5 protein-coding genes are annotated in these 16987 nt (G+C 34.0%); 4 read left to right on the forward strand and 1 reads right to left on the reverse strand.

Features of this window, described 5'->3' with window-relative positions:
• The first annotated feature begins 27 nt into the window (after positions 1–27).
• Positions 28–12675: an ankyrin repeat domain-containing protein gene (locus tag ABWU69_RS01340; protein WP_353285272.1), complete on the forward strand. Its 12648-nt coding sequence runs from the start codon at positions 28–30 to the stop codon at positions 12673–12675.
• Positions 12676–13020: 345 nt separating this feature from the next.
• Here ABWU69_RS01340 and ABWU69_RS01345 read toward each other — a convergent pair whose 3' ends face one another.
• Positions 13021–13938: an Rpn family recombination-promoting nuclease/putative transposase gene (locus ABWU69_RS01345; RefSeq protein WP_353285273.1), complete on the reverse strand. Its 918-nt coding sequence runs from the start codon at positions 13936–13938 to the stop codon at positions 13021–13023.
• Positions 13939–14552: 614 nt separating this feature from the next.
• On the opposite strand from ABWU69_RS01345, the gene ABWU69_RS01350 reads away from it, so the two are divergent.
• The 3 genes from ABWU69_RS01350 (at position 14553) to ABWU69_RS01360 (ending at position 16954) form a co-directional block, all read left to right on the forward strand.
• Positions 14553–14930 carry a hypothetical protein gene (locus tag ABWU69_RS01350; protein ID WP_353285274.1) on the forward strand — a complete coding sequence of 126 codons (378 nt, stop codon included), beginning with the start codon at positions 14553–14555 and terminating at the stop codon, positions 14928–14930.
• A 129-nt stretch (positions 14931–15059) separates the two neighbouring features.
• The gene (locus tag ABWU69_RS01355; protein ID WP_353285275.1) at positions 15060–15968 is read left to right on the forward strand and encodes a helix-turn-helix domain-containing protein; all 909 of its coding nucleotides are present in this window, start codon (positions 15060–15062) and stop codon (positions 15966–15968) included.
• Complete coding sequence (locus tag ABWU69_RS01360) at positions 15965–16954, forward strand: helix-turn-helix domain-containing protein (protein WP_353285276.1); 990 nt, start codon at positions 15965–15967, stop codon at positions 16952–16954. The genes ABWU69_RS01355 and ABWU69_RS01360 overlap by 4 nt, the downstream gene beginning before the upstream one ends.
• Positions 16955–16987 lie beyond the last annotated feature (33 nt).

Consider the following 16987-nt stretch of genomic DNA (forward strand, 5'->3'; position numbering starts at 1 on the left):
AACGATCATGCGTGGTTCGGAGAGGGGTTGTTGGAAAAGTACTTAACAAGTAACTCGCTGGCTGCCCACTCTACTTTAACTACTGCAAATGATATTCTGTGTGTTGGTGTAAATCTTGACCATCCATCTCCTATTTCAGATATTTTGGATAAGTCACGCAATCAAAAAATAATTCCTCTTTTTAACCAAATATTGATATCTATTGATGGACGAAATAATGGTGAGATTACACAAGAACAATTAGAAACACGAATTCAAGAAAATATAGAGCGTATCTATCATACATTTCCTGGTACGGGAGAGAAGGGAGATAATCATTATTTCAGTAGGTTTTTATTAGGCCAATCATTACTGTTAAACGAAGTTAAAGCTTTGGAAAGCGATTTCGAAAAGCATGTTTTTATTTATGGTGAAAATATACCTACCGAAACTCGTTCTGAAGGTAGTGGAAGGGGTGTTCCTCAACGTCAAGCAGCTAAGGAAGCCGGTAAAAAATTAGCTGAGTCGAACAAGCTTGATGAAAGCCATGCAGTTGTAACAATGGTATTTGTTCCGGAAAATGATGAGAGATTAGTTTATGTAATGAATATTGTTGAATCAGATGGAAGAGCTGAAATATTAAAAAAAGGCATTCCTCTTAATAAACTTGAACAAAAGATAGGAAATAGAAAGGTAGTAGAATTAAATCTTAATTTTAATATAAAAGAACAAAAATCAGATTTTAAAAAATATTTTAGTGTTGAAGTTAATGAGCCTATTTCTCTAGGAGAGTATAATGGTAAAAAATCTGATAAGTTTAAAGGTGATTTTAAGAATGTTCCTTACCCTAAGGATTTTAAGAAAACATTTGATGAAGTACTAGTATCTCAGCTTGCTTCTTTACAAGATCAATCTTCATCAATAGGTAAGTACAAGAAGTTATTTGGCAAAGTAGGCGAGGCAATATTACCTTTTAAAGATTTAATAAAAAAAGAAGCACATACTCAAGCTGTGTTTCATGGAGCATTTAGCCACTATAGTGATATAAATCTAGGAGGATCACAAGAAAACAGGGCGTTAGTATTAACAGAGTTTCAAACTGGAAGGGGAAAACGTATTGATATGCTAGTTCATGGTATTAAGTTCGCAGGTGATGATAGCAATGCTAAGGAATATACTCCTGTAGGGTTAGAGCTTAAAGGACCAAGGGAAGGCAAGACAGCTGATGCGTTAAAAGATGAGGCAAATAGACAAATCGCTGATGAGTATACGAAGGGTGTTACTTATAAAACGCTTACAGATGGGAATGAAGTGGATTTTATGGGTGTTGTATTCGATAAAGGAGCAAATAGTGCAAATTCTCTTATTCTGGGAAGCAAAGATGAGTTCACTCCTGTTATAGTAGTGCACAGTTCTGTACATGTGATTCCTACTGATCAAGTAGCACAATCTATTGATATATCTAAGGGAGAACATTTAAGAGGAGGACAAGAAGTAATCCAGAAGTTGAAAAATCTTGGTATACAAGAGGAGAATCTACGTACATTAGAATCTGCAACAGCAGAACAAGATTATCATTATTGGCTGCAGCAACATGATATAGCTGATATTGCAAGAATAAAATATGGTTATGGAATTGATGGAGCTGACACATTATTTGAAGTAGTGGGATCACCGAAGCATATAGCTAATCAATTACAACAGTTTCAGAATAGCGTAGCAACAAGAGGTGAAAAAAGACCATTAACTTTGATTGTTAATTTAGATAATAATCACTGGGTTACGTTAGTCATTACCCATCAAAATGGGCAGTATAATGGATACTATGTAGACTCGTTGGGTAATGATATTCCAGGTAATATTCGTCAAGTTCTACAACGTGTTCGAATTACCGTTAATGACGTTTCTATTGCTCAACAAACAGATAGTCACAATTGCGGCTTATGGGCATTGGAAAATGCTAGGGATATTAATGCTGTATTACAAGGAGGTAGAAGTAATATTCCTGATGAAATACGTAATCGTTTGCAAGGTCAAGGAAGAGATGAAAATTATTTTATACGTATGAGAGAAGATGTTTCAGAAGCATTAAGTATAGATCTACAACGTATAGCTAACTTAGATGAAGCTATACTTGCTGAAACACAAGCAACTAGGAAGAAATTCAACCTAAACAGTTGTGTAAGGCCTGGTGGTAGAAGCAAAAGAAGTGTCAATCCTTGTTTATTTTCAAAGGGTGATGTGGAAAAGTTTAGTAAAGGAAAGGTAGATGAAAATAATGTAGATAAGATTATAATTGATAGCGAAAAATTCCTGACTTATGTTAAGAATAGTCGAGATGAAGCAAAAAATGCTCAGCTAGTAGAGTTTATTGGAGACAAAAATATTGAAGGTGATCGCAAGTACTTACTTGATAAGGTTGTTGCAGATCAAGGATATGAGCGCTATGTTCAGAATGAACGTATCAAGGATTTGCACGGTGACATTTCACAAAAAACTAGTAGTGCAACAAAAAGCTCAAAATTAAAAGGCAGATTAATGAATGCTGCAGGTGGAATACAATTAATAAGAGGAATCCATGGTGCCATTGTGTCTTGTAAGGATGGAACAGCAACAGATTGTGGATTAAATCTGGGTGGAATAGGATGGTCTTTTGCATCTCAACCAATTGAGAATGTAATGGTTAAAATTACTCCAAAAGTTGTAGCATCAGCTGAAAAGGTTGTGGGAAAAATTATACCAGGTACTTTAGGTAAACAGACAAAATTTGCTGTTCGAGTTGTAGGAGTAAAATTTGGAAGTGCAATAGCAAGAGGTACAGCAGGAGCTGTAACTGGCGTCTTTGATATTGTTGATATAGGCATGTCAGCAAATAATCTTGTGGACTGTAAAAATAGAGAAAGTAGTGATAATCCATGTGGAGAGAAAGAAATAAGAGACAATATAGCATCTATATCTTTTTCTGGTGTGTCATTTGTTTCTGGTGTTGCTCTTACAGCAGCAAGTATGCCGGTAGTTGGTATTGCAGTTGGGTTTGGGCTCATGGTAGGTCATGGAATTTATAGTGGTGTTAGCAATATCGTGGAGTACGAGAAAAAGTATGATACAACCCATGATGAAAATTGGCGTATTTTTTGGCATACATTTGCTTTTCAACCTGTACCACAAGATGTACAACGTCTTGCAGCAAGAAAGGAAATGGTTAATAGTCTAGCTAAAGGAGCGTGGCAAACTTTAAATAATAGCCCTAGTAGTACTGTTGCTTATGGTATTGGTCTTGGAAAAGTAAGTGGTAATACGCTTCGTCCAGATTATGCAAAGATTCTTATGAATAAAGAAGAAAGGGCTAATACAAGAAGTCTTTCACGTGTTATACCTCATCGTATTGAAGATGCTAGCAGGATTTGTTTACCACAGGTTACTGATCAAGATTATGAAAAAGCAGGTACAACAAATTCATTCGACTTTGCTTCGTATTATTGTGAAAATTCAATGGTTATTAGTCACGATAATAGGGTAAAGGGGAAACAAAAGGATAAAACAATTGTTTATGATTTAAGCAATGTAAACAAAGGTGCCATCGTTGGAAATAACGAATGGAGCAATAATTTTTTAATTGACTCAGGTACAGCAGAAATAACTGGTGGCAATAAGGTAGTAAATAGGTTTGTTGTAAATAACGTTGACTTCTCAGGTAAAATTATTGGTGGAAGTAACTCTGTTAATATACTTGATTTGAGCCAATTGAAAGATACAGTTATAGGAGTGAATGTTAACTATCGTTTTAAGCCTAGTGCCTCTGGGTCATTAAAGGCAAGAGTAAATGGTCGTTGGCTAATCAATGATCAAATTGATAATAATGGCATCTTTAATTACTACTATGTTGGAAGAAAGAACAAGGTGGATGAGATTTCGTGCATGGGTTACTCTGAACACTTTACAGGAATCGATGATCGTGACGTTATCATAGATAGTAGTGGTGGTTCTAATAAAAATGAGAAAGATGTAGTTGAAAATTGTAAAAAAGTAATTATTTCGCCGTATACTACAGTTAAGGGTGGAAAGAGCAATTATACTTTTTACGTAAAAGCTGCAGACTACAAAGGTAAGGGTTTATATTCAGAAATTGATGTAGATGGAACAGGAACTGTAATTTTTCCGGAAATTGATTTATTAGGTGATTGTGATCAAATAACTTACTCTACAAATAGTAATACTTTATCTTTAAAAATAAATTTTGGTCAAAACAATCAATTTACTCTTGATGTAAAAAATTATGTCGAGCAAAGCAGTAATAAACCTCACTTTGCACTAATAGACAAAAATGGTAGTAATATTGTTCCTAAGATTGAAAGATCAGACTCATCAACTATAAAAATTACTTCATTTGAATTACATTCAGAACATTCCTTAGATAATTTTGACGATGTTGCAAGTCATTATAAGAAAATTCTAAACAATAACAAGGATTACAAAGTCTTTAGTGTTATCAGAGATAGAGTACAGAATCAGGGTAATAGTGCAGTTCCACATATGGTTTTTGGTTCTCTGGAAGATGATGTAATAAACTTCGATCAAGGAACTATGTTTGCTAGGGGAGGAGGAGGAAGTGATGTGTATTTTATTAGCAATGATATAAATAGCAGAGAAGTTAAAATTGATAATAACTCAAGTGATAAAAAACTAGATACACTATTTATGTCGGCAGTTGAGAAAGATTTTTCAATCCAGCAATGTGATCTGTATTTAAAATACAATAATAGTAACATTCGAGTGAAAAACTACTTTCAAGATCCTAATTATAGGCATCTTATAATTATGAACAAAAAAGGAGAAACTTTTATCCCCAATATACAATCAATGTCTTGTTCTCCCTCTTCTTCGGGAAAGGGTAAATTAGTTCCTTTTTTACAGGCTACACAAACTCAGAATATGTTTTTGTTACCTAAAGATTTTCAAGGTGATCATGTAGTAATAGATTCCCGTCTTGAAGATATTGAAAAATATAAAGATAAAGATGACCTCTTATTAATAAGAGAAAGGAGAGAAAATGAAATTCCTTTTATTATTAGAATAGAAGGGTTTTATACTAACCGAAATAAATGGAAAAATATTTCTTATTCTTTATGGAATAATAATGACCTTTTCCTATCTTCTGGCTTATTAGAAAATGTTGATAATGTAGTGGAGTATAAGGATAAACTTAGAGGTGATTATGAAAGAATTGTAAAAGAATATATTGAAGACTTTAGTGATTCTACTAGTATCATTCAGCACAATCAAAAATTAGAAAAAAATATCTCTACTTCTGTAGGACAAGATGAGGAACGAATAGGAGTAATGGTACTAAAAAATATTACTCCGGATCAGGTTGAAGTTTCTAGTAGTGGTACAGATCTGATATTTCGTGATAAGAAGTCTAATCATACGATCAACATAAACAATTGGAATAATTCTGAATCTTATAGAATTTCCACATTGGAATTCGATCTGGGTTTAGAACCAATAACAATCCGTAAGTTAGATAGGTTTAGTTTGCCTGAGGTAAGAAAAATACAAGCTTTAATTGATAAAGCTTCAGAAAATTACCAAAATAGAAGTAAATATACTCCTAAAGTAGAAAATGACTTTAAATGTTTGATGTCAGTTGACGATTTTGAAAGAGAAAACAAAGAGCCAACACATCAATGTCTTGGTTTTTCTTCACTCCAGGAACGGGTCGGGTTTACAGAAAATTCCTGTAGTTTAGAGCAAATTAAGGAACTTAAAAGTAAAACACCAAGTAGCAGTCAGATTTTATCATTGCTTGAAAAGTTAGAAAACAACCTTTTGCTGAATGGTTATGATAGGAACATAATAGATCGGTGTAATAAGTGGATGACAACTTCTGGATTGGGAGTATTAAAACCATTGGTAAGCAGAGCAGATGGTGAAGGTAAAAGTGATGAAGTTAAAACTCTTCTTGATAGAATTGCTAACAGAAGTAATGTCAATGTTGAACATAAGAATCAGTGTTCACAAAACTGGACGGCTTTGAATTATGCTGTTTATAACGGTAATGTGGAATTAAGCCAAAGTATACTTAAACCATTTTTAAAAAAGAAAGGTGACATTAATGCCTTAACTAGTTGCAACGATGATAATTGGGCGCTTTTACATTATGCTGTTCACTACGATAATCTTGATATGGTTAGCTTTCTTATAGATAAAGGTGCTAAGGTTGACATTCAAAGTAAAAAGGGTAAGACGCCTCTATATTTGGCTATTGAGGAAGCCAAGCAGTTGGATATAGTTAAGCTTCTCCTTGATAGAGGTGCGGATATCAAGATTAAGTACAATGGTAGAACACCTCTGTACTTAGCTGCTTACAATGGTAATTTAGATATAATCACATTTTTTTGTGATAGGATTAAAGCTGAAAGTAACAACTTATTTAAAATAGAGCAGATTAAATTTTTAAAGGAGGAAGTTGTTAACCAAGCGAATATTCCATCCGATACAAAAAGATTGGTAGAGTCTTGTATAAGCAGTTTAAGAGGTTCGATAAAAAGTGAAGCAAAAAGGGTGCTAAAGGACGGTATGCTGAATGGTCGTAGTGCTTCAACTATTGAACTTTTGGATGAGGTTTATAATTTTGATGAAAAGTTGTTTGATAGAGCAATTAAGGAAGCTGTAAATGACACATATTCAAGTGTAGGTATAGAAGGAATATTAAAGTTTATAGGCAGTCACAATTATATTGGTCAGTTTATTTCAGGTTACATAGCTGTGTTTGACAAAATACCAGAGGATGATGGTGCAATGTTTAAATTAGCTTACTCTATTAGAGAGACCATGAAAATGCCTAGGGTCAATTCAGAAGAGAAATCTGATCTTGAAAAGCTAAAAAACAAATTACCAGAATCAGTGAGCAATGCAGTATTTTCTTCAGAGGTATGTATTAAAAATGTTGAGTATGGAAGGTACTTGTACTCACCTAATAATGATTGCATGTACCACTTAAACAATTGTGACAGGGATAGGCGGTATGTGTTCACTTGGCCTTCAAATGGAAATAGTGATCAATTTAAGTGGAAGGTTGAGCTCAATGGCGATAATGTGTATTTAAAGAATGTTGAGTATGGAAGGTATTTGTATTCGCCTAATGATGATTGTACATACCACTTAAACGATTGTGACAGGGGTAGGCGGTATGCGTTTACCTGGCCTTCAAATAGCAATAGTGATCAATTTAAGTGGAAGGTTGAGCCTAATGGTGATAATGTGTATCTCAAGAATGTTGAGTATGGAAGGTACTTATATTCACCTAATAGTGCTTCTACTTTCCAAGTTGACAATAACAGGCGGTATGTGTTTACCTGGCCTTCAAATGAAGAGGGTGGTCAATTTAAGTGGAAAATTGAAAATTGTGGATCTACTCGCAAGAGACGTAGCATACAAGAATTAAATGGTTATAATCAAACTGTAGTAGACTATCAGTCAATATTGACTGAAGAAAATAGTCAGCAAATAGCAAGTAGAATATCTGCTATAGTTGAAGATGTTGAAAGGCAAACCTTTTTAAATCAGTCAAAAAATAAGTTAGATTTAGATAGTTATTTAAATAATAGAGGGAGAAGCAATGCTGCGGATTCTATGAGGAGAGATGTGTGTAGTGAACTCAATGCAAATGGAAGAAGAAATATTGTTCTAAGCGGAAACGATGTATGTGCAATTACTTCAGGTCATGAAACGCTTGATATTGAAAACTTCCCTATTCAAGAAGTAGTGATTAATGATGATGCTGATGGGAAGAAAAGTTTAAGAAGTACATTAGACCTACATCATTTGGTGCAGCAGATAAATAGGGATTTGAGTATAAAACCGATACCAACAGTTATTAAAGGCAAAAGTGATTTATTAATTAAGTTATCTATATCAGCTACTGGCTTACAGCAAGATGTAATAACAGTCAGGCTGAAAGATGCACTTGTAAATAAGTGGTATAAAAAATTACAAATTATTTTTGATAATGCACCGATGGAAATCGATGATAGTTTAGGTTTAAAGTCTTCGTTCTTTATTTCTGATGAAAAAATTATTGTAGTAACACCTCAAGACATAGAAGAAAAGAATAAATTAGTAATATCTAAAAAAGCAGGACAGTATACCTATCTTCATGATAAATACGACTTGATAGTTACCAATGCTTTTAATGCTAATATAGAAGCAAGCGAGTTGTGTATTATATATTTTAGAGATTTCTATAAAGAACCTAAAATGGAAACATTATCTATAAGGTTTATTGACAAAGAAATATTATTAAGTAATGAAATAGATAAAATACATAATTCAGATAGTATTGATAAATTAAATAATGTGAGTTCTATTGTTAATTCACAAGAGAGTTTTATACATTCAGAGGTTTCAAACAGTGGAGACATAAATGCTCAAGGTAAACTTGACAGAACACTGTTGCATCTTGCTTCCGAGGCTGGTGAATTTGATAAGGTGAAACTTCTTCTTGATAGAGGTGCTAATATTGAAGTTCAAGATAAATTTGGGTACACACCAATATTTCTTGCTACTCAGTCAGGTAAATGGAGTATAGTAAAACTACTCCTTGATAGAGGAGCTAATATTGATGCTCAAGATGAGAAAGGTCAAACACTTTTACACTTTGCTGCGTCAGGGAATAATTTAGATATGGTTCAATTCCTTCTTGACAGAGGCGCTAATATTGAAATTCAAGACAAGCTTGCTTGGACACCAATACTTTATGCTGCTCAGTCAGGTAAATGGAATGTGGTAAAACTTCTTATTAGTAACGGTGCTAAATTTAATAATGAAATAACGATTCAAGGAACGCCTTTACATTTTGCTGTGCAAGAGGGTAACTTGGATATAATTAGATTTCTTCTTGATGAAGGTGCTGACACTGAATCTCAAGACAAAGATAATAAAAAGCCTTTACATCTTGCTGTTGAAGCAGACAGGTTGAACATAGTAGAACTTCTTCTTGATAGAGGTGCTAGTGTCAATGCTAAAGATGAGAATAATAAAACACCTTTAGACTTAGCCACTAAAGAAGATGTGAAAGAGCTTTTGAAGAGAGCACAATTGGATCAAGGATTGTTAATTAGTGCACAAGATGGTAATCTTGATAAAGTAGTAGAATATTTTATCGGGAAGAGAGTCAGCTTAAAGGTTAAAGACAGAGATGGTAAAACACCTTTAGATTTAGCTGAGCAGAAGGGTCACACAGATATAGCAAAAGTGATAAAGCAGATGCAGTTAGAGTTGGATAAAAAACTGTTATCTGCAGTAAAAAATGGTGATCTTAATAAAGTTGAGGATTTTATTAGCCAAGGTACTAGCTTAGAGGTGAAAGATAGCAATGGTAACACTCTTTTACATTATGCTTCTCAGAATGATCATTTGGAAGTAGTAGAATATCTTATCAAAAAGGGAGCTAGCTTAAAAGCTAAAAATAAAGATGGTAAAACACCTTTAGATTTGGCTCTTCAAAAGAATTATATAAGTATAATAGAATTTTTGAAAAAAACACAATTAGATTTAGATGAAGAATTGTTAGCTACAGTAAAAGGTGACGATCTTAATAGAGTCAAAGCTCTTGTTAGCCAAGGTGCTAGTTTAGAGGCGAAAGATAACAGTAATAATACTCCTTTACATAATGCTTGTAATAATGGTCATGTAAAAGTAGTAGAATATCTTATCCAAGAGGGAGATAGCTTAAAGGCTAAAAACAAAGATGGTGAAGCACCTTTACACGTAGCTGTCCAACATGATGGCACACTTGAAGTAATTGAGTTTATTTTGAGCAGAGATCTTAGTGGTATTAATGATATAACTAATAACGGTAAAACGCCTTTACATTTAGCTATACGAGAAGATAAGCCAAATACGGTTCAACTCCTTCTCAGAAAAGGTGCAAATATTGCAGTTAAAGATAAAAATGGTAAAACATCTCTAGATCTGGCCAAACAAGAAGATTACACAAATATAGTAGAAATGATAGAAGAAGTACAATCAGATTTAGATGAAGGATTGTTGACCGCAGTACAAGATGGTAATCTCAATGAAGCTGAAGGTCTTGTTAGTCGGAATGCTAATGTTAATACTAGAGATAAGTACAGTTGGACACCACTACATTGGGCTGCGTATAAAGGTCATTTAGAAGTTGCAGAGTTTTTAGTAAAGAAAGGTGCTGATGTTAATGCTGCAAGTGAAAATCTTTATGGCAGCAGACCTATACATATTGCTATTGAGAACAATAATAAAAATATTATAGAGTTTCTTCTCAGCAAAGAAGTAGGTGTTAATGATACTGACAAGCAAGGTTATACGCCACTGCACTATGCAGCATGGAGAGGCCGTTTAGAGGTTGCAAGGTTCTTGATAGAAAAAGGAGCTGATATCAATGCTGCAGACACTTCTACTGCTGGTAAAAAACCTATACATGTTGCTGCTGAAAATAATAGTGAAAGTGTTATAGAGTTTCTTCTTGAAAAGGGAGTGAGCGTTGATGAGGCTGATAAAAATGGTTGGACACCACTACACTATGCTGCTAGGTTCGGCCAACCAGAGGTTGCAAAATTTCTGATAGAAAAAGGAGCTGATATCAATGTTGCAGATGCTTCTATTGCTGGTAAAAGACCCATACATGTTGCCACTGAGGAGAATAATAAGGATATTATAGAGTTTTTTCTGAGCAAGGGAGTGAGTGTTAATGATACTGACAAAGATAGCAGGACACCACTACACTGGGCTTCTTGGAGCGGCCATTTAGATTTGGTAAAGTATTTTATAGATAAAGGGGCCAACATTAATGCTGAATGCAATGATAGTAAAACACCGCTAGATGTTGCTATTGATCTGAAATATAATAATGTTGTAGAGTATTTACAGCGAACACAATTAGACCTAAATGAACAATTATTAGCTGCAGTACAAGGTGGAGATTTTAAGAAAGTTAAAGACCTTGTAAGCCGAGGTGCTAGCTTAGATGCTAAAGATAAGGAAGGTAAAATACCTTTGCATTTTGCTGCTCAAGAAGGTAATCTGGACATGGTCCAGTTTTTTCTTAATAGAGGTGCTAACACTAAGGCTGAAGACATGTATGGTTGGACCCCTTTACACTTTGCTTCTGCTTACGGTAAGTTTGATGTAGTTAAATTTTTTCTTGATAGCAATATTAACATTAGAGCTAAAGATAGATATGGTGATACACCTTTACATTTGGCTGCCCAAAATAATGATAAATCTGAAATAGTTGAGTCTTTTTTAGATAGTGATGCTAATAACATTAACGATAGAACTAATAATGGTTGGACACCTTTACATGTAGCTGTACAAGGAAATAAGCCAAGTACAGTTAAACTTCTTCTTGGTGTAGGTGCTGACATTGAAGTTCAGGATATTTTCGGTGAAACACCTTTGGTCATAGCTACTCGAGCAGGTTATACAGATATAGTCAAGATTTTAGAACAAGAACAATTAGGCAAAGAGTTGTTTACTGCTGTAAGAGAATATGATTTTTCTAGAGTTGAAAAGCTTATCAGTCGAGGAGCTAATATTGATACTAAAAACAAGAATGGTAAGACGCCGCTAGATATTGCTATTAATACAAAGAACGCTCTTGAAGAGAATCAAGGATCTCTCAATAATGCATTATCGCTTGGCCAACAAGGTCGTATAGTGAGAATTTTAGAACATGAACAATTAAACAGGAAGTTATTTACTGCTGTAAGAGAAGAAAATCTCCCTAAAGTTAGAGAGCTTATCAGTCGAGGGGCTAATATCGATACTGAAAGGGATGGTAAAACACCACTAGATGTTGCTAAAGAAAAACTTAGAGAACATAGTAAAAATGAAGAATGTAGTGATGTTGTGCAGTGCTTAGAAAAACTCAATCAGAAAAGAGGAGAAGCTGTACAACGTAAACGCCGTCATTTACTGAATGAGTTGCTAGGTTCAAGTAATCAACCTGAGATAGCAGCAAGTGGTAGTACAAGACCATCTTCATGGATAAATGATTTGTTTAGTTGGGTGAAAAGTTCTGTAGGTGGGTTTAGAGCTGTTTTACCTGAGGAAACATCAAGTACTACAAGTTCAATTTTACAAGTTGATGCGCCAATAGATGTAAATGGTACGATAATGTTACTTGATGTGCTTGTTAGAAAGGTTACGGGTCAAAAATACATTTTTACATCAGATCAGAACGTATCATTACTGGAAGCGCAGGGCTATGCATTGAATATTACAGAGAAATTTGAGAAAGTAGTAGAGCAAGCTGCATTAAAAAGTGGCATATCAATGCATCGGTTAAATATTGATTATATGGGAATGCAGAAAGAGATTACTAAAAAAGTCATGAGTGGTAAATTTAATGAAATTTCAGGGATTTTAAAATCGTATATAGAGAAAGCATGTCCTGGTGAAGAATCTGGTAAATTAAGTCCGAAGAAATTTGAAAAGTTTATAGCTCAATTTAATAAGGGGCTGCTAAATCAATCAATAGAGCAGATATTACACAACAGAGATGGTACATTAGAAGTTGGTGGTGCAAAGAAACAGCAAATGAGTTTAGAACCTCAAAGTTATTTGAGTAATGCTTTTGTTCAAAGCCATTCAAAAGTATCAACTTGCCTTTCTGAGATAGGAGTAACCAAGCTTGGAGGTAATCTCAATAGGTAGGTTATAATATAAGAGGTGGAGCTATAATATGCCAAGTAGTGGAAGATTTAAAGTGAAGGTAGCAAAATTAGCCAAAATAATTAGGGATACCAGACCAAGTTTGATGGTCCTAATACTAAAATGGGTGAAGTAGACATTAAATGCTAAGTGGTTAATGTATTTTCCATATTGAACTTACAGCACATAGCTTTGATATAGAAGTTTGGGTAACGTTATGATAGTAATTTATGTAATTCTATGTGCAATCTTTATAGCCATTTTAGACAGTTCACTAGATTCTTAATTAGGGGATATGTCTAACTTAGAGAAGGTTTTCATAAATGTTGAAGTGAATAAGTAGGGATATTATGTTTTTTCTTTGAGTTGTGAAATTTCAGAATGAGAGAGACCAGTAATTTGAGCTATAACATCAATAGATACACCAGCCTTGAGTGAGTTTTTTGCAACTTCGATTTTTTCTTCTTGTCTACCTTCTTGTTTACCTTTTTCATGGCCGATTAGGATGCCTCTTTCTTCTCCAACCCTAAGACCCTCATCAAATTTTTGAGCAAAAGCAGCAATCTCATCCATTATGCGTTTTTTCATTTGCTCATATGCTAGTAACTCTTCTTCTGACCAATTAAACTTATTCATCTCTTCATAAGCTCGTTTTATTATTACGTCACTACCAACTATTTTATCTAGGTCTTCTTCGTTTGTTTCTGCTGCATATCGGAAAAAATAACACCATTTTTCTACTATATTTTCTAATTGGTCTTCTTTTGTCTTTGTAAATTTTGGTAGTTCTATGAATACGAAGTAAAAATCCTTTAAGTCATGTTCAAAGCTATTTTGATCTAAAATGACATGATTAGATTTGTACTCAGCCTTATCTGGAAAAATAATACAATCAGCAACAGCAATGAAGATAATTTCCTTGAGATTATGATAATCATCACCTTGATCAGCTTGACTTGAGTAGGCTTTAGCAGCATAATATTGGGCACGCTTTTCGAAGCCCTTGGTCTTAGTGAACTGCATTTCTATAATATATCTTGAACCTTGAGAGTCTTTACAAAGAACATCGACAATACTCTGCTTTTTAGCGGCAATTTCAGGGTCCAAAATGGTAGCTAAGAATTCAACATCGTGAATAGCAGCTAAACCAGTAAAGCCTAAAATATCGTTTAAGAAATGAATTAGGATATCTTTATTCTTCTCGGTGCCAAATATTCTTTTGAAGGCATAATCGTTGCGTGCATCAAGAAATTTAGATAAAGCCATAGGAAATCCACTTTAAAAGCATTAATAATTATACACAATTGTGAAGAAATGTTCAACCTTTTTATTGTTTTGAGTGTGTTAGTAAAAAAACAACCTTTATAGATAACCGTAGAATAGCATTTCATACTTTATAGGCTTGTTTATATATCTTCTATCAACTCTTCTATAAAACACTTTAAAAGTCCAAGAAATGAATGGTATGACTTTAAAGCTGTAAGAAACATCAAAGATACGCTCTCTATTGAATTTTATTGATATCATTTCCAAAGTAGCAACAACTTCTTTTACATAAACAATTAACTTTTTAATTGGATAAAAATAAATATCTATTAATATCTTAACTTATTCATAAAAAAATAAGTAAAAAAGATTGATTTGACTTCACCCAAAAGCTATGGCTCTATGCCAATGCTGATAAAAAAACAGCAGTAAATATTTAAAAAAAGTTTGTTGTTAGTGAAGGGTAAATTATATGAATAATAGGAATAAAAGTGAAGATCGTAGAAAAGAAATAGAGTATAGAATATTACATAGAATTTTCTCCGGGTAGCACAGTAGAGGTTGCAAAAGCACTTGAAGGAACAGATTCAAACAAAGGGCTAGGAAGCCATATAATGAAAATGGGTGACGGTGAAGTAGAAATTAAAAATGAAGAGGGAGGTAAAAGAAACTATGTTGATATATTAGGTGGATTCGAGGTCGGATTTCCTACAAGCATTGGTAGGCTAAGGATTGCAGTGTACAATGATGTAAGCCAGGTACAAGTGAGAGTATTGGATAGGGAAATGTTGCTTGCACTACAAACAAAAGGCGAAGAGATAGGGAAAGATTGTCTATTTGGCGGAATGAAAATCGAAGAAGCAGTGAAAAGGGGAAGTTTCCCTAGAAGCGGCTTTTTGAGTGAAAGGAATACCGAAAGTGAATCATTGTCTTCGTCATCTTGGGTAGATAGAGTAAGTAGAGGTAGTGAAGAAACCTTTAAAGCACGTTAGACTAACTGGAGGAGAAAGTTTTTTTCTTCTCCACCAATTCATAAAATTGGGTTAGGTGGTGGAAAATTTCGCAGTAAAGTTGAGCTATAACAAAAAATCCTGTAATAGTGTATTTTTCTGTGGAAGAAAGTGACCGCCCTTTTTGATTATGAAGTAGGACAAAGAGTAAGGGGTTGTAGATTAGCAAAGGGGTATACTCAGAAGGAGTTGGCGGAGAAAATAGGTGTAAAATACTGGGTAATACTCCACTATGAAAAAGGGAAACGTAAAATTTCAATCAAAAGGTTATATAGCATTGCAGAGGTATTATCAGTGAGCATTATGGATCTTGTTCCTGAACATACAATAATATCAGATGAAAAAAGTTACCTTGAAGGAGAAGAAGTATTAGATCTAGTAGAAAAATATGAGAAAGTTGAGAATCAAGAATTACGTAATGTAGTTTATTCATTAATCAAATCTGCCCAAGCTAGCAAAGAGAGCATTAGAAAAGTGGCAAGAATAGAGGTGGCAAAGAATTTAGCTGAAGTAGGGATCTCTGCTGAAATAATTTCCCAAGCAACAGGCTTAGCTGTTAACGAATATAATAATGAAGAGGAAAAAACTGATTCTGTAGACTACAGTATAGGACAAAGGATAAAAAAGCTAAGGCTGATGAGAAAATATACTCAGGAGGACCTAGCAAATAAAATTGGTACAACACCTCAGAAAATACACGACTACGAACAAGGAAAGATAGCTATTCCAATTGAAAGATTATATAAGATAACAGAGGCATTATCAGTTAACATAGCAGTTTTACTGTTAGGAAAAATAGAAGAAGTTGAGGCAAAAGATGAACTGCGCGGCTTAATAGAGGAATACAAGGAAATTGATGATCAAGAATTACGCAACGAATTTTATGAGATGATCAAATCCTTGTCTGAAGGTATGCAGATTATTGAGAAAAAGGTTAAGAAGGAGGAAAAAACCGAAATTGCAAGTAATCTAATTAGATTAGGAATTTCTATTGATATTGTCTCACAAGCAATTATATGAAAAGTTTATTTAATACCCACAAATACTTTCAAGTATATTTTATAGGTAAGATTTCTACAAGAAAAGCGGCTATTAGAGGCTACTATAAACCAGAGTATATAGACTCTATCAACTATAAAGTAGGGCAAGAAATCGAGATTTGCAGGTTAAAACAAGAATATACTACGATAGATTTAGCAAATAAAATTGGCGTAACACCTCAGGAAATACACGGCCTTGAACAAGGGTACAATCCCATTTCAATTGAAATATTATATAAAATAGCGGAAGGATTATCAGTTAATGCTAGAGATCTCCTACCTGAACCAAAAGTACTAAATGAAGACTGTTACTTTGAAGGTGAGGCAGAAAGAATATTAAGCTTGATGAGAATATATGAAAAAATTGAGGATCAGGAATTACGTAAGGCAATTTGCTCATTAATTGAATTTGCCAAGGTTTACAAAGAAAGCAGCAGAAAAGAAGTGATAGAGGAAGTGTCAAGTAATCTAGTTAAAGAGGATATCTCTGTTAGTATTATCTTGCAGGCAACTGACCTACCTACTTGCAATAAGAAAGTTCGTATTGATTCTATAGACTATACAATAGGACAGAGGATAGAAATCATACAGTTGATACGTGGGTATACACAAGAAGATTTAGCGAATAAAATAGGTGTAACACGTCAGGAAATACACGACTATGAGCAAGGGTACGTTGAAATTCCACTTGACAAATTATATGAAATAGCAAAGGCTTTATCAGTGAAAGTAAGGGTTTTACTGCCTGAAACGATAAAAAAAGATGAGAGTAATAAAGCGGAGAGATTGGCCACATTGGTTAAAACTCTGTCTAAAAGTATGAAAGTTATTAAGGAAAAGGTTAAAAGAGCAGAGAAAATCAAGATTGGAAAAAATCTAGTTAAAGCAGGTGTTGCGATTGATGTTATCTTGCGAGTAACTGGCCTAACTGCTGATGAGTTGAGTGAGTATCCAAAAATGAATTGATTTGATCAAGAACTGAGAAATCTTATATTAAGA

The sequence above is a fragment of the Wolbachia endosymbiont (group A) of Beris morrisii genome, from assembly GCF_964028185.1.
Lineage (GTDB): Bacteria > Pseudomonadota > Alphaproteobacteria > Rickettsiales > Anaplasmataceae > Wolbachia.

Bases quoted from the DNA above. Each gene is read 5' to 3' on its own strand.
- ABWU69_RS01345 (WP_353285273.1), bottom strand. From the start codon at position 13,938: ATGGCTTTATCTAAATTTCTTGATGCACGCAACGATTATGCCTTCAAA.
- ABWU69_RS01350 (WP_353285274.1), top strand. From the start codon at position 14,553: ATGAAAATGGGTGACGGTGAAGTAGAAATTAAAAATGAAGAGGGAGGT.
- ABWU69_RS01360 (WP_353285276.1), top strand. From the start codon at position 15,965: ATGAAAAGTTTATTTAATACCCACAAATACTTTCAAGTATATTTTATA.